General features: G+C 55.4%; 17 protein-coding genes. 3 read left to right on the forward strand and 14 right to left on the reverse strand.

Annotation, left to right across the window (positions count from 1 at the left end):
* Nucleotides 1-3: 3 nt before the first annotated feature.
* Entirely contained in the window at nucleotides 4-321 is a 318-nt protein-coding gene (locus CLV44_RS04475; RefSeq protein WP_245912601.1) for a hypothetical protein, read from the reverse strand.
* 17 nt (nucleotides 322-338) lie between these two features.
* Nucleotides 339-2,177, reverse strand: coding sequence for a protein-disulfide reductase DsbD (dsbD, locus tag CLV44_RS04480; protein ID WP_106590916.1), 1,839 nt, complete (start codon nucleotides 2,175-2,177; stop codon nucleotides 339-341).
* Between the two features lie 238 nt (nucleotides 2,178-2,415).
* Here dsbD and CLV44_RS04485 point away from each other — a divergent pair, with 238 nt between their 5' ends.
* A complete protein-coding gene (locus CLV44_RS04485) occupies nucleotides 2,416-3,483 on the forward strand; it encodes a 3-deoxy-7-phosphoheptulonate synthase (protein ID WP_106590917.1) in 1,068 nt (355 codons plus the stop codon).
* Between the two features lie 71 nt (nucleotides 3,484-3,554).
* Here the strand turns inward: CLV44_RS04485 and CLV44_RS04490 are convergent, their stop codons facing one another.
* From CLV44_RS04490 to CLV44_RS04520, 7 genes are all read right to left on the reverse strand, one after another.
* Nucleotides 3,555-4,928: a diguanylate cyclase domain-containing protein gene (locus tag CLV44_RS04490; protein WP_170069260.1), complete on the reverse strand. Its 1,374-nt coding sequence runs from the start codon at nucleotides 4,926-4,928 to the stop codon at nucleotides 3,555-3,557.
* 151 nt (nucleotides 4,929-5,079) lie between these two features.
* The gene (gene prpF, locus CLV44_RS04495; RefSeq protein WP_106590919.1) at nucleotides 5,080-6,258 is read right to left on the reverse strand and encodes a 2-methylaconitate cis-trans isomerase PrpF; all 1,179 of its coding nucleotides are present in this window, start codon (nucleotides 6,256-6,258) and stop codon (nucleotides 5,080-5,082) included.
* Between the two features lie 65 nt (nucleotides 6,259-6,323).
* Complete coding sequence (gene acnD, locus CLV44_RS04500; RefSeq protein ID WP_106590920.1) at nucleotides 6,324-8,930, reverse strand: Fe/S-dependent 2-methylisocitrate dehydratase AcnD; 2,607 nt, start codon at nucleotides 8,928-8,930, stop codon at nucleotides 6,324-6,326.
* Nucleotides 8,931-9,059: 129 nt separating this feature from the next.
* Entirely contained in the window at nucleotides 9,060-10,190 is a 1,131-nt protein-coding gene (prpC, locus tag CLV44_RS04505; protein WP_106590921.1) for a bifunctional 2-methylcitrate synthase/citrate synthase, read from the reverse strand.
* 84 nt (nucleotides 10,191-10,274) lie between these two features.
* Nucleotides 10,275-11,165: a methylisocitrate lyase gene (gene prpB / locus CLV44_RS04510; protein ID WP_106590922.1), complete on the reverse strand. Its 891-nt coding sequence runs from the start codon at nucleotides 11,163-11,165 to the stop codon at nucleotides 10,275-10,277.
* Entirely contained in the window at nucleotides 11,158-11,880 is a 723-nt protein-coding gene (locus CLV44_RS04515) for a GntR family transcriptional regulator (RefSeq protein ID WP_106591045.1), read from the reverse strand. The genes prpB and CLV44_RS04515 overlap by 8 nt, the downstream gene beginning before the upstream one ends.
* A gap of 129 nt (nucleotides 11,881-12,009) precedes the next feature.
* Complete coding sequence (locus CLV44_RS04520) at nucleotides 12,010-12,876, reverse strand: alpha/beta fold hydrolase (protein ID WP_106590923.1); 867 nt, start codon at nucleotides 12,874-12,876, stop codon at nucleotides 12,010-12,012.
* A 108-nt stretch (nucleotides 12,877-12,984) separates the two neighbouring features.
* Between CLV44_RS04520 and pabB the strand changes: the two genes are divergently transcribed.
* Nucleotides 12,985-14,358, forward strand: a complete 1,374-nt coding sequence (gene pabB / locus CLV44_RS04525; protein ID WP_106590924.1) for an aminodeoxychorismate synthase component I — start codon at nucleotides 12,985-12,987, stop codon at nucleotides 14,356-14,358.
* On the opposite strand, the gene CLV44_RS04530 is transcribed toward pabB, so the two are convergent.
* The 5 genes from CLV44_RS04530 to rluC form a co-directional block, all read right to left on the reverse strand.
* On the reverse strand, nucleotides 14,359-15,591 hold the full coding sequence (locus CLV44_RS04530) for a peptidoglycan DD-metalloendopeptidase family protein (protein ID WP_245912602.1): 1,233 nt from the start codon (nucleotides 15,589-15,591) through the stop codon (nucleotides 14,359-14,361).
* A gap of 58 nt (nucleotides 15,592-15,649) precedes the next feature.
* Nucleotides 15,650-16,267 (reverse strand): bifunctional phosphoserine phosphatase/homoserine phosphotransferase ThrH, encoded by a 618-nt coding sequence (gene thrH / locus CLV44_RS04535; protein WP_106590925.1) that lies wholly within the window; start codon nucleotides 16,265-16,267, stop codon nucleotides 15,650-15,652.
* A gap of 60 nt (nucleotides 16,268-16,327) precedes the next feature.
* Entirely contained in the window at nucleotides 16,328-17,302 is a 975-nt protein-coding gene (gene cysB, locus CLV44_RS04540) for an HTH-type transcriptional regulator CysB (RefSeq protein ID WP_106590926.1), read from the reverse strand.
* An 88-nt stretch (nucleotides 17,303-17,390) separates the two neighbouring features.
* Nucleotides 17,391-18,491, reverse strand: a complete 1,101-nt coding sequence (locus CLV44_RS04545; RefSeq protein ID WP_106590927.1) for a DNA-binding protein — start codon at nucleotides 18,489-18,491, stop codon at nucleotides 17,391-17,393.
* A 14-nt stretch (nucleotides 18,492-18,505) separates the two neighbouring features.
* Nucleotides 18,506-19,474: a 23S rRNA pseudouridine(955/2504/2580) synthase RluC gene (gene rluC / locus CLV44_RS04550; protein WP_106590928.1), complete on the reverse strand. Its 969-nt coding sequence runs from the start codon at nucleotides 19,472-19,474 to the stop codon at nucleotides 18,506-18,508.
* Between the two features lie 464 nt (nucleotides 19,475-19,938).
* Here rluC and rne point away from each other — a divergent pair, with 464 nt between their 5' ends.
* A complete protein-coding gene (gene rne / locus CLV44_RS04555) occupies nucleotides 19,939-23,268 on the forward strand; it encodes a ribonuclease E (protein ID WP_170069261.1) in 3,330 nt (1,109 codons plus the stop codon).
* The last annotated feature ends 86 nt before the right edge of the window (nucleotides 23,269-23,354 follow it).

The following is a 23,354-nucleotide window of genomic DNA, read 5'->3' on the forward strand; positions in this document are numbered from 1 at the left end:
GCGTTATTCTTCGAAGCGGTAGTACGTTGCATTCATCCAGCTGGCAACGGCCGACACTTCATCCGGAAACCAGCCCACATCAAGGTTGGTATTACAGCCTTCGACAAATGCCTCCAATGACGCGTAGCTGTGTACCTTGCGGTCAGCACGCTGATAAAACGCATCATCATGACAGGTTTCACAGTTGGCATCGGTGTAATCAACGCCCTGAATGGTACGTTCAATTTCCACACCGTAATACAGCATACGTCCCTGCTCCCCATCATCAGCCACTACACCTCCGGCATAGAGCGCCAGTATCAGAACCATTCCCCTGCTCAAGGGCCACCTCCGCACAATTAATGCTGGACGCGACCCACCTGGGCAATGAAATCTTCGGGGTCGATTACACCGATAAACGTCAGCTCGGGTCGCACCTGACCGCTGGCATCATAGAAGATAATCGCCGGCGGCCCGATAATGGAGAAACGACGATACAATGATTTGGCATCTGCATCGTTGGCTGTCACATCCAGTTTGATCAATTTGAAGGGTGCCAGCGCCTGCTGCACCCCCGCATCACTGAAAGTAACATAGTCCAATTCAATACAAGCGACACACCAATCGGCATAAAAATCGAGCATCACCGGCTGGCCTGTCTGCTTGGCTTCAGCCAGCAACCGATCCAGATCCGCTTCTCGACTCACCACCTCAAAGGGCAGTTTTGTAGCCTGAGCACTTTGGGCTGAAACGCCGCCCACAACGCCTTGCAGCGGATAGAGCAGGCTGTTACCGCCAGACAGCACACCGATCATCAGCGCTGCACCGTACACCAGCAAAATGACACCCACACCTTTCCAGAAACGGTGCCAGCCGCGTGCATGCTCCTGCAGTCGGTCCAGTGCGCCCAGATAGACCGCACTGATCAACAGAATCAGACTGATCAGTAACATGGTGATTTCGGTTGCCATGATCCGGTCCAGCATCCAGACCGCCATCAACAGCAGGACCACACCGAAGCCGGCTTTTACGCCTTCCATCCAGGCTCCTGCGCGTGGCAGCAACTTACCGGCAGACGCGCCCACCAACAGCAACGGTACGCCCATCCCCATGGAGAGGCTGAACAAGGCACTGCCGCCCAGAACCGGGTCACCACTCTGGCCGATGTAGATCAACGCACCCGCCAACGGGGCTGCCATACAGGGGCCGACAATCAGTGCCGACAATAGACCCATCACGGCAACGCCGGTCAACGTTCCACCTTTCTGGCGGTGGCTGACATTACTCAAACGGCTCTGCAGTGCAGACGGCAACTGCAATTCATAAAAACCAAACATGGAACAGGCGAGCAGCACAAAGACAATACTGAAGCTGCCGATGATCCAGGGGTTCTGGAAAGCGGCCTGCAGATTCTCACCGAACAGACCGGCGGCCACACCTGCCACGGTATAGGTCAACGCCATCGCAAGCACATAGACCAGCGACAACATGAACGCACGAATCGTGCTGATATGATGCCCCTGCCCAGCGATGATGCTGGATAAAATGGGAATCATCGGCAACACGCAAGGGGTCAATGAAAGCGCCAGCCCAGCCAGGAAAAACGCGCCCATCATCAGCAGCCAGTCATCGCCGGATAACAGCTGAGCAAACTGATCCTGTTCGCTTAGCGGTACAGCCGATGCCGGCGCGTCGGAATTCTCAGTCGCACCCTCAGCCAAATCTTCGGGCCAGCTCAAACCTGCTGCCGCCGGTAAGTGGCTGACACTGACTGTTTTAGTCACCGGAGGATAGCAAACGCCACCATCCCAACACCCCTGATAGGTCACGGCCAACTCGGCGCTGCCCGATGCTCCAGCCGTATGGCCCAGCAACAGGGCAACACTGGCTTCGTTATGGTAAACCTCAACCGTACCGAACAGTGGGTCATCCTTCATGTCGCCACTGGCATCGCGACGTTCGATCAGCTCGACGCCATCCGGTACTTCGATCTGAATACGTTCACGGTACAGGTAGTAGTCCGGCTCCACCGACCAGACCAGCCGTGTCACTCCGGTGTCGGTCGCTTCAACCCGCAACTGGAACGCCTCATCCACATGCATAGGCTGGCCACTGGCCGCACCAAACAGACTGGCATGCGCCGTGACGGCAAACAACAGGGAAACCAACAGCAGCAAAGGCCGCAACAATCCACGCATCAACAAGACAATTTTCCTTATGCAGTCATATCACTGTGGGTAAGACCGGGCCAACGCGTAAATGTTCGCCGCCCTTTGCTTATTACGTAAAGTTTATCATCTCGGCCCTCGCTTCCGGTATTCAGCAAGATCTAACACCTTCAGAGACTTATAACCGCAGCAGTGATGTGGTAAAACAGAATGGATTGTTTGCGCATAAGCCGACAACCAGCATTTCAGCCGCTGTCAGGACGATAAGATGACCGATACACGCGTAGAAGACCTCAATATAGAATCCAACATCCGCTTGATCACTCCGGAAGAGCTCAAAGCCAAGCTGCCGATCACTGAAGCCGCTGCGGCAACCGTGATGCAGGGCCGCCAGGTGATCAAGGACATACTCGACCGTAAGGACAAGCGCCTGTTTGTGGTCGTCGGCCCCTGTTCCATCCATGACCCGGAAGCGGCCCTGGAATATGGTCGCAAGCTGAAAGCCCTGGCGGAAGAGGTCAAGGACAGCCTGTATCTGGTCATGCGTGTCTATTTCGAGAAACCCCGCACCACCGTGGGCTGGAAAGGCCTTATCAACGATCCGCACCTGAATGATTCCTTCGATATCGAAGAGGGTCTGCATATTGCGCGCAAGCTGCTGATCGACCTTTCTGAAATGGGCCTGCCGCTGGCAACCGAAGCACTGGACCCGATTTCACCGCAGTACATTCAGGACTTGATCAGCTGGTCAGCCATTGGCGCACGTACCACCGAATCCCAGACTCACCGCGAAATGTCATCCGGCCTGTCTTGTGCAGTCGGCTTCAAGAACGGCACCGACGGTGGCCTGGATGTGGCCGTCAACGCCATGAAATCCGTCAGCCATCCGCACAACTTCCTCGGTATTAACGGTAATGGCGAAGTGTCCATGGTCCGCACCCGAGGCAACCGTTACGGGCATGTCGTACTGCGCGGCGGCAACGGCAAGCCGAACTATGATTCCGTGAGCGTTAAGCTTTGTGAACAGGCGCTGGAAAAGGCCGGACAGCAGAGCAATATCATGGTTGACTGCAGCCACGCCAACTCCAGCAAAGACCCCGCCCTGCAGCCGCTGGTCGCCGAAAACGTGGCTAACCAGATCCTGGAAGGCAACGGCTCCATTGTCGGCCTGATGATCGAAAGCAACCTTGGCTGGGGCAGCCAGTCCATTCCGGATGACCTGAGCCAGCTCAAGCACGGCGTGTCTGTTACTGATGCCTGCATCGATTGGGATGCAACTGAACAGTGCATGCGTGATATGAACAACAAACTGAAGACCGTGCTGCCGAACCGTTAAGACCGGCACAGACTTCATGCGGAGCGGCACCCCTCAGGGCCGCTCCGCACTCTACCCTTACCACCCCGCTTTCAACCTTCGCCTTCCTGCTTTTTTTCCAGCTGCTTCTTTTCGCGCTTGCGCTCATACATCCGGCTGTCGGCCAAATTGATGATTTCATCAGCCGAATGACCATCATCCGGGAAAACCGCATACCCCACACTGGCCGAAATGGAGAGCGTCAGTCCATCAATGATGAATGGCTCTGCCATCAGCTCCTCTATTTTGCTCGCCAGTTGCTCCACATGTTCCCGCGCAACGCCCGGCTGCAACACAATAAATTCGTCACCACCATTGCGCGCAAGCGTATCGCTGACTCGGGTATTCTGCTCGATGCGCGCGGCTGCCTGAATCAATAACTGGTCACCCACTTGGTGACCGAAGGTATCGTTGACCTGCTTGAAATGATTGAGGTCGATGAATAGCAGCGCAAAGCCATCACCGGTTCTGGCATACAATTGGCTCAGTTGCTCGGCGCGATACATCAGCAAACGACGATTGGCGCTGCCGGTCAAGGTATCGGTCAACGATTGCTTGTGAGCAAAACGGTACAGCTGAAACATGAGCACAGCTCCGCCCGCCAAAATGGCAATGATCAACCATGACACCAGTCTCAAGATCACCACAGACGGCAACGTATGTCGCGTCAGACTGGCAGCCATCACCCAGCTACCGCTGGGGAAATACACCGACATTTTAGCCAGTGCCTGCTCGAAGACAACTTCCTCACCAAAGAACAGGTCACCCTGTTCGCCTTCCCCATCTGCACCACGGATGGCAATATTGAACCCACCCAAAACCTCGTGAACATCGGCCTGTCCAAGCAGTCGATCATAGTCGACAACAATAGACGCCAGCCCCCAATAGCGACGCACCGCATCGTCCTGGTAATAGATCGGCGTACGAGCAATCAACCCATGCCCACCCTGAATCAACGGCACCGGCCCTGCCAGCTTCATCTTGCCACTGCTCATGGCTTCCTCAACAGCAGGCCACTGCTGTGCATTCGTGCGGTAATCCAACCCGATTGCCGCTTCGTTTCCTTGCAACGGATACACGAAACGAATCACATTGTCAGGAGCAAGACCAATATTGCGAACCAACGGCGCCTCACCCACAATTTCTCGCGAGAGCTCACGCCAGCGTTCAGGGGTACTCTGCGGTTGGACCGCAATAAATGTGGTTAAACTGCGGGAGAGGTAAAGCACCGAATTGATTTCACTCTCCATTCTGGCACGCATGCGCGCCAGCACAACAGTCGCTTCCATCTGAAGGATCTGTTCGGCGCGCTGTTGTGCCAAACCCGCCACATACTCAGTCAGACCCAAGCACACAATCAACATCACACCAATCAGGCTATACACCGGTGCGGCCGAAAGGCCTGCCCTGAGTAACTTCTGCTTCATGGGAAACCGCTCCCTGCCACCGTGCTGGCATAAAAACTTATCCAGACAATATGGCATACTCTTGCGCACAGTGCATTGATATAAAAGCACTAACGCAAAACGCCCGCTATCTTAGCGGGCGTTTGAAGCATGCTTGGTCATCATGGTGATATCAGAAGATATCACCTGGCACACGCACCAACCCTTCCATCAATACGCGAGCACTACGGCTCATGACCGCTTTCTTTGCGGTCCATTCACCATTGACTTCTTCCGCCGCTGCGCCTACACGCAAGGTGCCAGAAGGATGGCCAAAGGTAACGGCATCGCGATCAACACCACCGGCAGCAAGGTTGACCAGCGTACCCGGCACGGCAGCCGCCGTTGCGATGGCAACAGAGGCGGTCCCCATCATTGCATGGTGCAACTTGCCCATGGACAAGGCACGCACACAAACATCGATGTCATTGGTCGTAATCTGCTTGCCACTGGACGCTTCATAGTCAGTAGCCGGGGCGACAAAGGCGATCTTCGGCGTATGCTGACGAGCAACGGCTTCAGAGATATCCTGAATCAGACCCATCTTCACCGCACCGTAGGCACGCATGGTTTCAAAACGTGCGAGCGCTTCAGCATCGGAGTTGATGTCTTTCTGCAGCTCGGTACCGGTATAACCGATATCAGCCGCGTTGACGAAGATTGTCGGGATACCCGCATTGATCATCGTTGCCTTGAACGTACCGACACCCGGCACTTCCAAATCATCAACCAGATTGCCGGTCGGGAACATGGAACCTTCGCCATCGGCCGGGTCCATGAATTCGATAACCACTTCGGCAGCCGGGAAGGTCACGCCATCCAGCTCGAAATCACCGGTTTCCTGCACCTCACCATGGGTGATAGGCACATGAGCGATGATCGTCTTCTGGATGTTTTTCTGCCAGATCCGCACGGTGCAGATACCGTTTTCAGGGATACGGTCAGCGTCAACCAGACCGCCACTGATGGCGAATGCACCGACCGCTGCGGTCAGGTTACCGCAGTTACCGGACCAGTCCACAAACGGTTTATTGATGGCAACCTGCCCGAACAGGTAGTCGACATCGTGATCCGGCTGGGTACTTTTATCCAGAATGACCGTCTTGGAGGTGCTGGAGGTCGCGCCACCCATGCCGTCGATCTGCTGACCATAGGGATCAGGACTGCCGATTACACGCTGCAGCAGCTTGTCACGGGCTGCACCGGGCTCCTGACACGCGGCAGGCAGATCCTGACGGCGAAAGAAGACGCCCTTGCTGGTACCACCACGGATGTACGTGGCAGGTACTTTAATCTGGGGAACACTGGACATGGATATGCTCCACGAAAGAAACAGAAAATACCCGAACCATCAGCGATGGCTCGGGCAAATGGGGATCAGCTGGTGGTTTCAGACTGCAGGAAGTCCTGTGCGAAACGCTGCAGTACACCGCCGGCGTTGTACACGTTGACTTCAGCCGCAGTATCCAGACGGCAGGTCACTGCAACTTCAACGGTTTCGCCATTGCGACGGTTGATAACCAGTGTCAGCTCAGCGCCCGGTGAAATGTCGCCTTTCACATCGTAGGTTTCAGTCCCATCGATGTTGTAGGTGTGACGCGTTTCGCCCGCTTTGAACTGCAACGGCAGTACGCCCATGCCCACCAGGTTGGTGCGGTGAATGCGCTCGAAGCCTTCAGCCACGATCGCTTCAACACCCGCCAGACGCACGCCCTTGGCCGCCCAGTCACGGGACGAACCCTGACCATAGTCGGCACCGGCCACGATGATCAGCGGCTGCTTACGCTCCATGTAGGTCTCAATCGCTTCCCACATGCGGGTGACTTTGCCTTCCGGCTCGACACGCGCCAGCGAACCCTGTTTGACTTCACCATCAACCACGGCCATTTCATTGATCAACTTCGGGTTAGCGAAGGTTGCACGCTGTGCGGTCAGGTGATCACCACGGTGAGTCGCGTACGAGTTGAAGTCCTCTTCCGGCAGACCCATCTTGTGCAGGTACTCACCTGCAGCACTGTCCATCATGATCGCGTTGGACGGCGACAAATGGTCAGTGGTGATGTTATCCGGCAGTACTGCCAGCGGACGCATACCGGTCAGGGTACGTTCAGCGGCCAACGCGCCTTCCCAGTATGGCGGACGACGGATGTAGGTAGACATCGGACGCCAGTCATACAGCGGGCTTTCAGCTTCTTCAAACTTGCCCAGATCGAACATCGGGATGTAGATCTGGTTGAACTGTTCCGGCTTGACGCTTTCTTTTACGATTGCATCGATTTCTTCATCCGACGGCCACAGATCTTTCAATGTGATCGGGTTACCCGCCTGATCGGTACCCAGCACATCTTTCTCGATATCGAAGCGCATGGTACCGGCAATCGCGTAGGCAACAACCAGTGGCGGAGACGCCAGGAACGCCTGCTTGGCATACGGATGGATACGACCATCGAAGTTACGGTTACCGGACAGTACGGCAGTTGCGTACAGGTCACGATCGATGATCTCCTGCTGGATTTCGGGGTCCAGTGCGCCAGACATGCCGTTACAAGTGGTGCAGGCATAGGCAACGATACCGAAACCGAGCTTTTCCAGCTCAGGCAGCAGGCCAGAATCTTCCAGATACAGACGCGCTACTTTGGAACCCGGTGCAAAAGAAGATTTCACCCACGGCTTGCGGACAAGACCCAGCTCGTTGGCTTTTTTGGCCAGCAAGCCAGCCGCGACCACGTTACGCGGGTTGGAGGTATTGGTGCAGGAGGTAATCGCTGCGATGATCACCGCACCATCCGGCATCAAGCCTGCTTTCTCTTCCGCCTGCGCTTCTGCCAAATGACCTGAAATACCACGTTCAGCCAGTTCAGAAGTCGGCAGACGACGGTGCGGGTTGGACGGACCTGCCATGTTGCGCACAACACTGGACAGATCGAACTCCAGTACACGCTCGTATTCGGCTTCAACCAGGCTGTCTGCCCAGAGACCGGTTTCCTTGGCGTACTGCTCAACCAGCGCAACCTGTTCCGGTTCACGACCGGTCAGTCTCAGGTAATCCAGCGTCTGGTCATCGATGTAGAACATGCCGGCAGAGGCACCGAACTCCGGCGTCATGTTGGAGATGGTCGCACGGTCACCGATGGTCAGGCTATTGGCACCTTCACCGAAGAACTCCAGATAGGCACCCACCACGCGCTCCTGACGCAGGAACTCGGTGATCGCCAGAACGATATCCGTTGCCGTGATGCCCGGCTGACGCTTGCCCACCAGCTTCACGCCGACGATATCCGGCAGACGCATCATGGAGGGCAGACCCAGCATGACGGTTTCAGCTTCCAGTCCACCAACGCCGATGGCAATAACGCCCAGACAGTCTATATGCGGGGTATGGGAGTCAGTACCCACACAGGTGTCCGGGAATGCAACACCGTCACGCGCCTGGATCACCGGAGACATTTTCTCCAGGTTGATCTGGTGCATGATGCCGTTACCGGCCGGGATTACATCCACGTTTTTGAATGCGGTTTTAGTCCACTCGATGAAGTGGAAACGGTCTTCGTTGCGACGGTCTTCAATGGCGCGGTTCTTTTCGAACGCGTCCGGATCGAAACCTGCCGCTTCAACGGCCAGCGAGTGGTCAACGATCAGCTGAGTCGGCACTACCGGGTTGACCTTGGAAGGGTCACCGCCCTTTTCAGCGATCGCATCACGAAGACCCGCCAGATCGACCAGTGCGGTCTGACCCAGAATGTCATGGCAGACCACACGGGCCGGGTACCATGGGAAGTCGAGGTCACGCTTGCGCTCGATCAGCTGCTTCAGCGAGTCGGTCAGCGCTTCTGGCTCACAGCGACGTACCAGCTGCTCGGCCAGTACACGCGAGGTGTATGGCAGTGTAGCGTATGCGCCCGGCTGGATCGCTTCGACGGCCGCGCGGGTGTCAAAGTAGTCCAGATCGGTACCGGGCAGGGATTTACGGAATTCTGTATTCATGGCGTCGGGCATCCATCGAGTAGTATTCATTGACGCGGGGCACACGCAAACACGTTGCTAGCGCATGCACCCAGGTGATTATGCCGCTGAGACGGCGACTGCCACGGCAGCCACCACTCAAGGACAGAATCAGGCGCGATCTTCGATCGCAACCCACTCGGCCGACTCGGGGCCGGTGTAGTCCGCGGACGGACGGATGATGCGGTTATTGGCACGCTGTTCCATGACATGCGCGGTCCAGCCTGCGACACGCGAACATACGAAGATCGGCGTGAACAGCTCGGTCGGGATACCCATGAAGTGGTAAGCCGACGCGTGGAAGAAGTCTGCGTTGCAAAACAGTTTCTTTTCACGCCACATGACGGCTTCAACACGCTCGGAAACCGGATACAGCACAGTGTCACCCACCTGCTCAGCCAGCTTCTCGGACCATTCTTTAATGATCGCGTTGCGCGGGTCGGAGTCACGGTAGATCGCGTGACCGAAGCCCATGATCTTGTCTTTGCGTGCCAGCATGCCCATGATCGCGTCTTCCGCTTCATCAGCAGATTTCCAGCTCTCGATCATCGCCATGGCCGCTTCATTGGCACCACCATGCAGCGGGCCGCGCAGTGAGCCGATCGCGGCAGTCACGCAGCTGTGGATGTCAGACAATGTAGAAGCACATACACGTGCCGTGAACGTAGAGGCGTTGAACTCGTGCTCGGCATACAGGATCAGCGAAGCGTGCATCACTTTAACGTGCAGCGGCTCCGGTTTCTTGTCGTGCAGGGTCCAGAGGAAGTGCTCGCCAATGGAGTCCGCGTCGGTCTCGGTGTTGATACGCTTGCCGTTGTGGGCAAAGTTGTACCAGTAGTTGATGATCGACGGGAATACAGCCAGCATGCGATCGATATGATCGTGCTGTTCAGAGAAGTCCTGCTCGGTTTCCAGGTTACCCAGCATGGAGCAACCGGTCCGCATAACGTCCATCGGGTGGGCGTCTTTCGGGATCTGCTCAAGCACGACTTTCAGCGCTTCAGGCAGCGCACGCATGTTCTTCAGTTTGGCTTTGTATGCATTCAGCTCAGCCTGATTCGGCAGCTTGCCGTACAGCAACAGGTAGGCCACTTCTTCGAATTCGGCCTTGTCAGCCAGTTCCTTGATGTCGTAGCCACGGTATGTCAGGCCGGCACCACTTTTGCCGACAGTACAGAGTGCGGTTTCACCCGCTGACTGGCCACGCAGGCCTGCACCACTGAGTTTTTTAGCTTCAGCCATCTGTATCTCCTTCATCTGTTGTCGGGAGGGCGCACCCTCCCTGTATCTGTCATCTTTCCGGTTGCCCGGATGATCACAGTGTTATTATTTGTTTTTGCCTTCTTTAAAGAGGGCGTCCAGCTTCTGCTCGAAATCGTGATAGTTAAGGAAGTCGTACAGGTCCATGCGGGTCTGCATGCTGTCAACAACCGCCTTCTGATCACCGTCTTTCAGCAGGTGTTCGTAGACATTCAGTGCCGCCTTGTTGGCTGCACGGAAAGCGGACAGCGGGTACAGCACCATGGTAGCACCCGCGTCAGCCAGCTCGGCCTTGTTGAACAGCGGCGTAGCACCGAACTCGGTGATATTGGCCAGCAGGTGCGAGCCGTTGATGCCTTTGGAAAAGGCCTGGTAATCATCAAGCGTATGCACGGCTTCAGCGAAGATACCGTCGGCACCGGCTTCCAGACACGCCTGGGCACGTTCAACTGCAGCATTCAGACCTTCCATCTGGAACGCATCGGTACGGGCCATAATGAAGAAATCTTCATCGGTACGAGCGTCTACAGCAGCCTTGACGCGGTCAACCATCTCTTCCAGAGACACGATTTCCTTGTTCGGGCGGTGGCCGCAACGCTTCTGCGCAACCTGATCTTCGATATGAACAGCGGCCGCGCCGCCTTTAGTCATCTCTTTCACGGCACGGGCAATGTTGAATGCACCACCCCAACCAGTGTCGATGTCGACCAGCAGCGGCGTATCAACTGCGCTGGTGATACGGCACACGTCTTCCAGCACATCATTCATGGAAGTCATACCCAGGTCAGGCAGGCCATACGATGCGTTGGCGACGCCGCCACCGGACAAATAGATCGCCTGATGACCCACACGCGTTGCCATCATTGCATTGTACGCGTTAACAGTACCTACGATCTGCAGCGGCTGGTTTTCAGTCAATGCTTTACGGAAGCGCGCACCTGCGGTCAAATTAGACATGTTCATCCCCTTCTGGTTTGGTCTCGACATCCAGCTTGGCTTCGATGTTGCGACGGGCCGCACTGATGTGACGACGCATCAACATTTCGGCCAGCTCTTCATCCCGGGACTCGATCGCATCGATAATCTGGCGATGCTCTTTGAGTGCCCGCTTGGGACGAGAACTGGATACACTGAATTGATAACGGTACATACGTACCAGGTGATACAGGTCATCTCCCAGCAGCTCCAGCAGCTTGGAGTTTTTACTGCCCTGTACGATTCGGTAATGGAAATCGAGATCGCCCTCTTTCTGAAAGTAGGACCGACCCTCGCGTTGTTCGACAGAGGTTTCATGCTCGTCCAGCAAGCGTTTGAGGCTCGCGATCTCTTCATTCGTCATGTTCTGTGCGGCCTGACGGCAGGCCATGCCTTCAAGTGCTTCGCGCACTCGGTAGATCTCGATCAGTTCACGTGTTGATAACTGAACGACCCGCGCACCCACATGGGCCTTGCGCTCAACAAGACGCCAGCCTTCCAGGCGACGAATCGCCTCACGCAACGGACCACGGCTAATGCCGTAGGTGCGTGCCAGCTCAGGCTCACTGATCTTGTGTCCGGGCGGTATATCGCCCTTGACGATCGCCGTTACGATCTGACGGCAGACCTTGTCAGCCAATGTCCGTGCTTCAGGTTCCAGTGGCGCCGTTTTCGGCTGCCCGCTTTTATCACTCACGTTCTGCACAACCCCGATCAAGATTGTCGACAATATTTTAAGAAACAACCATACCGATGCCAAATCCGAGCGTCAACTCAACCAGACTGAAAAATTGTCAACATCATACAAAAGTCTAGGGGGATTCCCTCAGACGGCATCCAGGTAACGTTCCAGCTCTGCGCCCATGATCCTTGCGATCTGTCGCGGCTTTTGAAAAGGCAGTGAATGATCCGTGCCCGACACCATGAAATAGTGCCAATTCGGCATCCTTTCCGCCAAACTCAAATGTAGCTGATGCATCAATTCGACGCTTTGCCCACCAATAAAGCTACTGACATCCCCCTGTGCAGCAACCAACGCATTACGATCAATGCTGTTAATGGCAGCTGTGACCGCATCCAATGAGTGCGCAAAACCAAGAGGACGACGCGCCAAGCGACTCACTGCGGCGGCATCAGCCTGCTCGGACACCCTCCGGTTCGGCGAGATGGTATTCAGAAATTGTCGAATACCCTGTTCGCGATCAACTGATCGCAGGTGTACCGCCGCTTCCGAATACCGCTGACGCAACTCGACGGTGCTCTGCCAATCCGGACGATCCAACACTGCAGACTCGAGCAGGAACTGCTTGCCAACCCGGTCAGGGTAACGCTGCTTGAGCAGCATACTGACCAAACCACCCAGCGAATATCCTCCGAGGTCGAATTGCCACCATCCCAGATGATCGACCAATACCCCCATATCATTGACCAGCTCATGCACATCAAACGCATGCTCTTGATGATCCGGAAAATGACTGTGCCCGGTACCGCGCAGGTCGGGTACCAGTATTTCACTCCAATGGTTCAAACAGGCCGTCAGCATATGCCAGGTATCTTCGCCTGCCACGCCGGCACCATGAATCAATAACAGCCGACGCGACGACAACGCGCCCCGATTGCGATACACGCGGTAGTGCAAATGCTGATCCGGTAGCGTGAGCACGGCGTCCTGATGTTCAAAAGGGTGTTTCATCTTAAATGTCCTGTAGGTACAACCAGTCATATTATAAACACCGATGCCCCCAAGGCTCGCACAGACTCCCCTGAACACGCTAAAATAGGGATTTTCCGGGGCTTAAGGTTGATTCAACAGCTGTTCATTGATTACACACTGGATGCGCATGCCGTGCTGGAATGCGTTCGACCGCTTGGCCATGCCGTACTGCTCGACAGCAGTCATCCACAGGCAGCAACAGGTCGCTATGACATTATCAGTGCTGCACCCGACCGCATCATTCGCTTTGGCCCCGAGGGGCTATATGTTGAAGATGGACAGCAGCAGCCTGTTACACCCACAACTACCGAGCCTTTTGGTTATCTGGAACACTGTCTCGGCGAACTCGGTCAGCATGCTGCTGAGGCAAACCTGCCATTCTGTGGCGGCCTGATCGGGATCTTCGGTTATGACCTGGGCCGAGCCGTCGAGGTATTGCCACAGCAGGCCGAAGCCGATATTGATTACCCCTGGATGCAGGTGGGACGCTATCTGTGGGCCATCGTGATTGATCACCAGCAACGCACCAGCCGCCTGGTCAGCCACCCGCTCGCCGAGCCCGCAATGCTGAAGCAGGTTGAACAACGCTTACAGGCACATACAGTCGCAACCGATTCACCCTTCACACTGACCGAACCCTTTCACAGCAACCTCAGCCCTGCAGCGTATCGCCACGCACTCGAACAGATCGATGATTACATTCATGCCGGTGACTGCTACCAGATAAATTTTGCCCAGCGCTTCAATGCTCGCTTTCAGGGCGACCCCTGGCATGCCTATAAAGCCCTGAGACAGATTGCCCCAACACCCTTTGCGGCTTATCTGGAATCACCGCTGGGCTCCATCCTGTCATTGTCACCCGAGCGACTACTCCTGGCCGACCACTATGGCGGCGTTGAAACACGCCCGATCAAAGGCACCCGCCCTCGCGGTAACACCCCTGCCGAAGATGCCGCACTGGCGGCCGAACTCGCCGCTTCAACCAAGGATCGGGCCGAAAATCTGATGATTGTGGATTTGTTGCGCAATGACCTAAGCAGAAGCTGTCAGGCCGGCAGCATAAAAGTACCCGAGCTGTTCAGCATCGAGCAGTATCCGAACGTCCACCACATGGTCAGCGTCATTAGCGGCCAGCTCAGGGATGGGGCAACACCGCTACAGCTACTCAAAGATTCATTCCCCGGGGGCTCGATTACCGGCGCTCCCAAGATACGCGCCATGGAAATTATTGATGAACTGGAGCCACATCGACGCTCAATCTATTGCGGATCGATTGGCTACATCAGCTGCTGCGGACGTATGGACACCAGCATCACCATTCGTACGCTGCTGTGCCAGGAGAAGAATATCTATTGCTGGGCCGGAGGCGGCATAGTTGCCGACTCACGGATAGAGGATGAGTATCAGGAAACGTTCAACAAGGTGGACAACCTGCTCAACTGCCTGCAGGGACTGAACTGATCAGCCGTTGCCTGTTGTCGACATCTGCGTCAACAGGCGCTCTTTAAGCGCATTGAATGCGACTCGATCTTCGTCACCGACAGCATCCGCGACAGGTATCGGCGCTTTCATGGCATTGACCGGCCGGCCATTGATATGCAACTCATAATGCAGATGCGCACCCGTTGAACGACCGGAGTTGCCCGACAGTGCAATTTTCTGCCCACGACTCACCGTTTGCCCCTTGCTGACCAACGCCTTGCTCAGATGAAGGAAGCGCGTTTTGTACTTCTCGCCATGTTCGATAACGATGTAGAGACCGGCATAGGGATGTTTGGTCACGCGGGTCACAACACCATCACCGGTCGCCAATATGGGGGTACCGATAGGTGTCGCAAAATCGGTGCCGTTGTGCGGACGCACACGACCAGTAACCGGATGCTTGCGGTATGGATTGAAATGCGAGCTCAAACGGAACTGGCGCTTGGTCGGGACACGCATAAATGCACGCGCCAGACTTTCGCCATTGAGATCGTAATAGTTACCGTCAAACATGAAGGCCGTCAGTTCACGCGCACGATTAAGTACTCGCAGCCCTTCCAGGCGGGTGTTGCCGGTTGGCTGACCATCAACGAATTGCTCAGCCCGCACCACCTGAAAACGATCGCCGGCACGCAAATCGCGACGGAAGTTAATCTTGTCCTGCAACAGGGCCGACACACGCTGCACTTCGGCTGCACTCAAACCCGCCGCTTTCGCAGACGTATAAAAACTGCCGTTTATCTCACCGGCAACAACCTGTTCGCGCCATTCGCCATCCACATGCACTTCATCGTACTCGAACGCCTCATCCGCTACCTTGCTGAACACTACCTGATGCGCCGGACTGAAGCGCAATTCCAGCTTCTGCAAACGGCCCTGCTTCAACCAGAACCCGAGCTTATCACCCGGCTTAAGCGTATCCAGCGCCAGAATGGAAACATCACTTTCCAGCACCTGATACATCTCTTTCTGAGATACGCTCAAGGTCTGGAAAATGGTGCTTAAGGTATCACCCGATTGAATCGTGTAGACATAATCAGGAATGCTGATGTCTGCCAGCTCTTGCAATGACGCTTCAGCCGACACTGTCAATTGCGGCAGCTCAAGCGGCAATGAGTACTTGAGTGGCTGGTAGGAGAATGCACCCAGCGTTAACACTGCAGCAGGCAGGAAGACCCCAAGCATCAACGGCTTGCGTAAATATCGTTTCATGGTTTGAGGTCTCCTGTCACTGCCCCGACATTAACCCGAGGCAGTCGTTACTGGCAGCTTAAACGGTCAGGTCACGCACACTGGCTTTAACAAATTCAGCCTTGAGATCTTCATAGGTGTGAACGGCCGGATACTGAGGAAACTCCTCGATCACATTCTTTGGCGCATGGAACAAGATTCCGGCCTCGGCCTGTGACAGCATGGTGGTGTCGTTGTAAGAGTCACCGGTCGCGACTACACGATAGTTCAACAGCTGGAACGCACGCACAGACTGACGCTTGGGATCACGCTGACGCAAAGTATAGTCAGTGATACGACCTTCTTCATTCACCTCAAGCTTGTGGCACAGCAGCGTCGGGTAACCCAACTGCTTCATCAGCGGCTCAGCAAATTCGTAGAAGGTGTCGGACAGTATCACGACCTGATAACGCTCGCGCAGCCAGTCGACAAATTCACGTGCACCCTCAAGCGGTGACAAACGACTGATGGTGTCCTGAATCTGCGGCAGGGTCAGACCATGCTCATCCAGAATACGCAGACGCTGCTTCATCAGCACGTCATAATCGGGAATATCCCGGGTTGTGGCCTTCAGTTCCTCGATACCGGTTTCTTCCGCAAACGCGATCCAGATTTCGGGAATCAGTACACCTTCCAGGTCAAGACAAGCCAGTTCCACGCGGGACGCCTCCAGTCAATTATTAATAGCCGCACAATTTACCCTGTCACCTGCATCCTTTCAATGCTCCGGCAACTCCATATCGGCAAATAGCGCATCGACATCATGGCGATTGCCACATGCCTGTACCTGTCGAACCAGATCCGGCGTCAAGTGCGGCGCAAAGGTCTGGATAAAATCATACATATAGCCACGCAGGAATGTGCCCTTGCGGAAGCCGATCCGCGTTACGCTGTGCTCGAACAAGTGGCTGGCATCCAGAGCGACAAGCCCGTCATCATTGCCCTCTTCGAAGGCCATGGTCGCGATGATGCCAACGCCCAGACCAAGACGGACATACGTCTTGATGACATCGGAATCCACCGCTGTCAGCACCACCTTCGGTTCCAATCCTTTGCTGGTAAAGGCTTCATCCAGCTTGGAGCGACCGGTAAACCCAAACACATAAGTAATGAGCGGCCACTCAGCCAGCGCTTCCAAGGTCAATTCAGGCAGTTCAGTCAATGGATGGCCGGCAGGCACAACCACCGAGCGATTCCAGCGGTAGCACGGCATCATGATCAAATCGCTGAAATGCGCCATCGCTTCAGTTGCAATCGCAAAATCGACTGTACCATCTGCCGCCATCTCGGAAATCTGCATGGGCGTTCCCTGATGGATATGCAGCGAAACATCCGGATACACCTTGATGAAATCATGAATGGTTTCCGGCAAGGCATAACGTGCCTGGGTATGCGTGGTTGCAACTTCCAGCTTGCCCTTGCGCTCATCACTGAACTCCTGGGCGACCTGGCGAATAGCCTCACATTTTTGCAACACTTCACCGGCAATCGCCAGAATCGCTTCACCGGCAGGGGTCACCCGTGTCAGGTGCTTGCCACTGCGCGCAAACACCTCAACCCCCAGCTCATCCTCAAGCAAACGGATCTGCTTGCTAATGCCGGGCTGAGAGGTATACAGGCTCTGTGCGGTTGCCGAGACATTAAGGTCATGGCGTGCAACTTCCCAGATGTAACGCAACTGCTGCAGTTTCATTACTTACGCTCTAATCAGGTTATAAATATTTTTTTAATATAACACCAGGGCATAAAGAATCAAAACCCTATTCCATAAAGGGTTTAATTCACACTCGCTGCTTGAGGCGACGCATCTCTTCCTCAAGCGCACCCGCACGCTTTTCAAAACCTTGCGCGCGCGCCTGGGACTTCAACAGCTCTTCTTCACACTGTTTAAGCTGTGAACGCAATTGACTTTCCCGGCGTGCGCTTTCGCTATTGTTGCTGACCTGCTTCTGATTGAGCTTTTGCAAAGATTCTTCCAGCTGGCGAAGCTGCTCTTCATAGCGTTTACTTTTATTGGTTTCGGTCAACAATTGCGCACTGATTTGCGTCTGCTCACGCTGCTGCTGCGCATCCCTCGACTTCAGGCCACGCAGTGCTTCATCCTGGCTCTTCACCTGAGTTGTCAGTGTCTCGATTTTGACATCACGACGAGCCAGCACGCCCTGAAGCTCATGCAGTTCACGCGTCATTTCGGCTTCACGACGACCACTCTCATCCCGCAACTTTTCCAGCGCATTACGGTAGTGGCGTGTGTCCACGTCCACCTTGGCAAGGGCTTCCAGGTTATGTCGCTGCTCATCGCGTACACGCTGATCAAAGACGCGCTTGTTTTCTTCGTACGAGCGCCGCAGCTGAGCCAATTCTTGCTCGGCGTTCGCTCTCAGCTGCTCTTCTTTTTTGCGCTGGGTCGTTTCATTGGCAAGGTTGTGACGCAACACCTGCAACTCGGCACCCAGTGCTTCATACTGCTCATGGGCTTCATCCAGTTTCAGCGCCTGCTCACGGTAGCGCTGCTCCAGCTCCCCAATCTCCCCCTGCGAGCGCTTCAGTGCATCATCCCTTTCCCGCTGCATGACATCGGCTTCAAGATCAGGCCGTTTGACCTGCGCATTCAACTCGACCGATGCTTCCTGCACCGCTTGCTGCCACACGCGGGTGAACACCTGGCGCATTGCCTCAGGCATATCCGGAGACGATGCGGTCTCATCACGCAAGTGCAGACGTGAAGGCAGCTGTTGCCACCACTCGGCAAGTATCGCTGCAATCGACTCCATTGAAGCCTCGGGTGAAAGCGATAGCAAACGCGAGGCATGCGGTGCTTCACCGGTCAGCAGGCACTGATCGGCGGCGGTAAAAATTGCAACCTTGAGCTGATTATCCATGAAGACGTGTTCCTTTATTCAGCGTAGCGATCGGCCAACTGGGCCAGAGCTTTTTCGGTGTCAGCATCCAGTGGTGCCTCGACGCGCAAACGTTCACCATCCGGCAGATTCAATTCCAGCCTGGCCGCATGCAACATTAAGCGTTTAATACCCTGTTGCCTGAATTGATTATTAACATCATCAGGGGTGTATTTCACATCACCCACAATCGAATGACCGGCAAACTGGGTATGCACACGAATTTGGTGCGTACGCCCGGTTAACGGCCGTGCCTCAACCAGGGTGGCAAGGTCCTGATAACGGCGCAATACCGTAAAGTCCGTCAAAGAGGCCTTGCCGTCCTGCTGGACCTTGACAATACGCTCACCGGATTTGAGCTCACAACGCAGCAAAGGCGCATCAATCCGCTCTTTACGCTTGACCCAACGTCCGACGACCAACGCATGGTAAATCTTGTTGACCTTGCGCGACCGTAACGCATCATGCAGATACCGCAGCATGCTGCGTTTTTTGGCAACCATGATGCAACCGGATGTATCCCGATCAAGACGATGGACCAATTCCAGAAAACGGCAATCCGGGCGCACCTGTCGCAACGCTTCGATCAAGCCGAGGCTGACGCCACTGCCACCATGCACGGCCAAACCTGCCGGTTTGTTGATAACCATCAGGCTATCGCTTTCATACAGTACGGCACCGTCGAGATGATCCGCCAAACCGGTACCCACCGGAGTCGGCTCACCGGGTTCAGATACCCGTATCGGCGGAATGCGGATCATATCACCGGCATTAAGCCGGGTATCGGGCTTGACCCGCTTCTTGTTTACACGAATTTCGCCTTTGCGCACGATACGATAGATAAGACTTTTCGGCGCGCCCTTGAGCGCGGTGCGCAAAAAGTTATCAATACGCTGACCGGCCTGATCCTCATCGACTTCCACGAAACGGACCTGATTCTGTTGCTGCTCTTGTTTATGCGCCATAAAGACGTGTTGACTCTCAATTGATGCCTTAGGGGTTAGCTGTTATATTCTACCGATGCCGCAGGCGGTTGGCTTTAGTAAATTTCAAATCCATGCAGCCGGCCCCGCCATTCATTCCGGACGAGTGGCCGCTCAAGACCCGACCGACGGCAGTACACAACATATATCGTGAAATACAACACTTTCACGTAACGCTTTCACGACCTTCGTATGACGGAAGGTTCAGTTGGAGGTGAAGATGCACGCTGACCAGGAACCTGCCTACCTCACGATAATCAGGCAGCCACAGCCAGAAACCATAAAAATATAGGTTCGCGTTTCCTTCACTGACGATAGTGGCAGCCCGCCGTTTGCGAGGCTGCACGAGGGTTTTTGCATTTTAGCCCCTCATCCAAAGACTGGACATTGATTTATCTCCCTCACAGCCAGGGCGAGAAGCGTTGCGTTTATGAGAACGCACCAACATGAAAAGAATGCTAATCAACGCAACTCAGCCTGAAGAGTTGCGCGTTGCACTGGTCGATGGCCAGCGCCTGTTCGATCTTGATATCGAATCCGACAGTCGTGAACAGAAAAAAGCCAATATATACAAAGGCCGTATTACCCGTGTAGAGCCCAGCCTTGAAGCCGCTTTTGTCGATTTCGGTGCCGAGCGCCACGGTTTCCTGCCCCTGAAAGAGATCTCCCGCGAATATTTCTGCAAGCAGCCTGAACGTGGCCAGCGGCCAAATATCAAGGAAATGGTCAAGGAAGGCACTGAGGTTATCGTGCAGGTCGACAAGGAAGAGCGTGGCAACAAAGGCGCTGCCCTGACCACCTTTATCAGCCTGGCGGGCCGATACCTGGTCCTGATGCCGAACAACCCGCGTGCCGGCGGCATTTCACGTCGCATTGAAGGTGATGATCGTACCCAGCTCAAGGAAGCCCTGTCTGGCGTCAACATCCCGAACGGCATGGGCGCCATCGTGCGCACCGCTGGCATTGGTCGCAGCTCAGAAGAACTGCAGTGGGACCTGGACTACCTGATCACCCTTTGGGATGCCGTTCAAGCTGTCAACGAACGCCCTGCTCCGTTCCTGGTTTACCAGGAAAGTGACGTCGTGATCCGCGCGATCCGTGACTATCTGCGCGCCGACATTGGCGAAGTGCTGATCGACAACCCCAGTGTGTACGAACAGGCACAGCAGTTCGTACAGCAAGTGATGCCGAGCTATGAGAGCCGCATCAAGCTGTACAAGGAACAGACACCTCTGTTCAACCGCTTCCAGATCGAAAGTCAGATCGAAACCGCCTTCGAGCGCGAAGTGAAACTGCCTTCCGGCGGCTCAATCGTCATCGACCCGACCGAAGCACTGGTCTCCATCGATATCAACTCCGCACGCGCCACCCGCGGCAGTGATATCGAAGAAACCGCCCTGCAGACCAACCTGGAAGCGGCTGAAGAGATCGCCCGCCAGTTGCGTCTGCGCGATATCGGCGGCCTGATCGTGATCGATTTCATCGACATGACACCCATCAAGAACCAGCGTGAAGTTGAAAATCGCCTGCGTGACTCCCTTAAGCTGGACCGCGCCCGCGTACAAATGGGCCGTATCTCCCGCTTCGGCCTGCTGGAAATGTCGCGCCAGCGTCTGCGCCCTTCTTTGGCCGAATCACGCGGCAGTGTTTGCCCGCGCTGCCACGGCCAGGGCAGCATCCGTGACACCGAGTCCTTGGCTTTGTCCATCCTGCGTCTGATCGAAGAGGAATCTTCAAAAGATCGTACCGCACAGATTCGGGCCATTTTGCCGGTAACGGTGGCGACTTATCTGCTGAATGAAAAGCGCCATGAGGTACATAGCATCGAACTGCGCCACCAAGTGCGCATCGTGATTGTGCCCAATCCAAACATGGAAACACCGCATTACGAAGTCGTACGTCTGCGCGACGACCATACGGTGATCACTACTCAGGATCCGAGTTACAACCTGCAGCCGGAAGCAGAGCCTGAAGTACTTGAAACTACACGTGCGCCAGCACCCAAGCGTGAAGAAGCGGCCGTCAAAGCGGTTGCTCAGCGCAAACAGGCTCCCAAGCCCACCACACCTGAGCCAGCTGCCAAACCAGCATCAACACCAGCTCCTGCGCCTGCACCGCAAGCAAAGGCTGCACCTCAGCGTTCAGCTGCAGAACCACAGCGCAGCGCAGCCACTGCCCGCCCAGAGCCACAGAAGCGCACACCGTCGTTCGGTGAACGTATTCTTGGCACTCTGCGCGGCCTGTTTGGCAGCAAGCCCGAAACAACCGTCGCCCCCAAGCCTGCCGCACAGCCCAACGCGGAAAGCACGCCGCCGGCAAGGGAAAAAAGCGATGTGCGCAGCAGTGTCAGCAAGGACGCGCGCGATAATCGCCAGCGTCGTCGCGAACATGATCGCCGCCGCAGCAACCGTGACAAGCGCGAGAAACGTGATAACGACGAGATCATCACAGTAGAGCGTGACTCGAACTTGCCGACCATTGGTGCCAGCGAAACGCAGGATAAGCCGGAGAATACCCGTCGTCGTCGCAGCCGCAGCCGCAGTCGTAACCGTCGTGACGACACTCAGGACACCAATGCCGTTGAAAGCACTACAACCGACAACGTGCAGCCAGCCGATGCTGCCGTAGTGGAAGAAGGTACACAAACAGCCAAGCAGGAAGATAGCAGCCGCGCCCGCCGTCGTGGTCGTCGTCGTCGCAACACCGAGCAGCGTAATGCAGTACGCACACCGCTGCCGGAAGAGATGCGCGACGCCACTGCAGAGAGCGAAATCCAGGCTCTGCTGGCAGAAGAAAAAATCACCAATGCTACGTTCGGTGGTGACAGCACGGCTGAAACAGCTACCGAAACTGCAGCAACGACAGATGCAACGGTCGAGCAGAAAGTCGAAGCAACCAGCGACGCTGTTACAGCGACAACTGCCGAAAGCTCTGCAATTGCCACTGAGGCAGACAATGAAGCGGAGGCACCTGCAGCTGATGTCGCCACACCTGTCGAACAGCAGACTGAAGCCGTTGAAGCGTCAACTGAAGCGACTGAACAGGCAGAAGAAGCCACAGAACAGGCACCGGTTAAAACCGAAAAGCGCAGCTCTCGTAGCCGTCGCAAGCCTGCACGCGGACGCGGCAAATCCGAGAAAAAGGAATCAGCCGATAGCACACCTGCAGCTCAGACTGAAGACAAGTCCGGCGAAGTTCAGCAGGAACTTCAACTGAACGAAGCTGAAACCAGCGCAAGCGTGACTGAAGTTACAGATGCGCCCGTAATGGCTGAAACAACAGAAGCTGAGGCAACTGAGGTGACCGCCGCAGAACCCGAAAAAGCGACTGAGAGCGCTACTGAAGCGGCTGTAGAGCCTGTTACAGAAGCACCTGAGCAGCTGGCTACTGAAGAAAAAGCTGCTGATGCAGAAAAACCTGCCGAATCGGCCGTGAAAACCGCTGCCGAAGTGACGCCGGTTGAAACAGCCGAACAGGAGCAGACATCAGCACCTGTCGACAGCGATACGGCTACTGAGACTGAAGCATCTGCAGAATCGACACCGGCACCGGCACACCCGGCAGCAGTTGTAGAGGAAGACACTGCACAGGCCGATACAGCGGAGAAAGCAGCCTCCACTGATGAGCAGTCAGAGCCCGAGGAAACCGCAGCGGTACAGGCAGATGAAAATGCCCAGCCCGCCGCCAAACCGGCTCGCTCACGTCGCCGTGCAGGACGCGCACCCAACGACCCACGTGAAGTACGTCGTCGCGAGAAGATGGAAGGCGATCAGTAAAAACTGATCGCCCATTAAAAAGCCGCTGCAGTTAACGCTGCAGCGGCTTTTTTGTATCTAATCATTAACGGCGTTAATACTGATCG

Source organism: Marinobacterium halophilum, assembly GCF_003014615.1.
In the GTDB taxonomy this organism is placed as follows: Bacteria; Pseudomonadota; Gammaproteobacteria; order Pseudomonadales; family Balneatricaceae; genus Marinobacterium; species Marinobacterium halophilum.

Excerpts from the sequence above, each read along its gene's own strand:
- dsbD (WP_106590916.1), bottom strand. The coding sequence starts at position 2,177 with ATGCGTGGATTGTTGCGGCCTTTGCTGCTGTTGGTTTCCCTGTTGTTT.
- CLV44_RS04485 (WP_106590917.1), top strand. The coding sequence starts at position 2,416 with ATGACCGATACACGCGTAGAAGACCTCAATATAGAATCCAACATCCGC.
- CLV44_RS04490 (WP_170069260.1), bottom strand. The coding sequence starts at position 4,928 with ATGAAGCAGAAGTTACTCAGGGCAGGCCTTTCGGCCGCACCGGTGTAT.
- prpF (WP_106590919.1), bottom strand. The coding sequence starts at position 6,258 with ATGTCCAGTGTTCCCCAGATTAAAGTACCTGCCACGTACATCCGTGGT.
- acnD (WP_106590920.1), bottom strand. The coding sequence starts at position 8,930 with ATGAATACAGAATTCCGTAAATCCCTGCCCGGTACCGATCTGGACTAC.
- prpC (WP_106590921.1), bottom strand. The coding sequence starts at position 10,190 with ATGGCTGAAGCTAAAAAACTCAGTGGTGCAGGCCTGCGTGGCCAGTCA.
- prpB (WP_106590922.1), bottom strand. The coding sequence starts at position 11,165 with ATGTCTAATTTGACCGCAGGTGCGCGCTTCCGTAAAGCATTGACTGAA.
- CLV44_RS04520 (WP_106590923.1), bottom strand. The coding sequence starts at position 12,876 with ATGAAACACCCTTTTGAACATCAGGACGCCGTGCTCACGCTACCGGAT.
- CLV44_RS04530 (WP_245912602.1), bottom strand. The coding sequence starts at position 15,591 with ATGAAACGATATTTACGCAAGCCGTTGATGCTTGGGGTCTTCCTGCCT.
- cysB (WP_106590926.1), bottom strand. The coding sequence starts at position 17,302 with ATGAAACTGCAGCAGTTGCGTTACATCTGGGAAGTTGCACGCCATGAC.
- CLV44_RS04545 (WP_106590927.1), bottom strand. The coding sequence starts at position 18,491 with ATGGATAATCAGCTCAAGGTTGCAATTTTTACCGCCGCCGATCAGTGC.
- rluC (WP_106590928.1), bottom strand. The coding sequence starts at position 19,474 with ATGGCGCATAAACAAGAGCAGCAACAGAATCAGGTCCGTTTCGTGGAA.
- rne (WP_170069261.1), top strand. The coding sequence starts at position 19,939 with ATGAAAAGAATGCTAATCAACGCAACTCAGCCTGAAGAGTTGCGCGTT.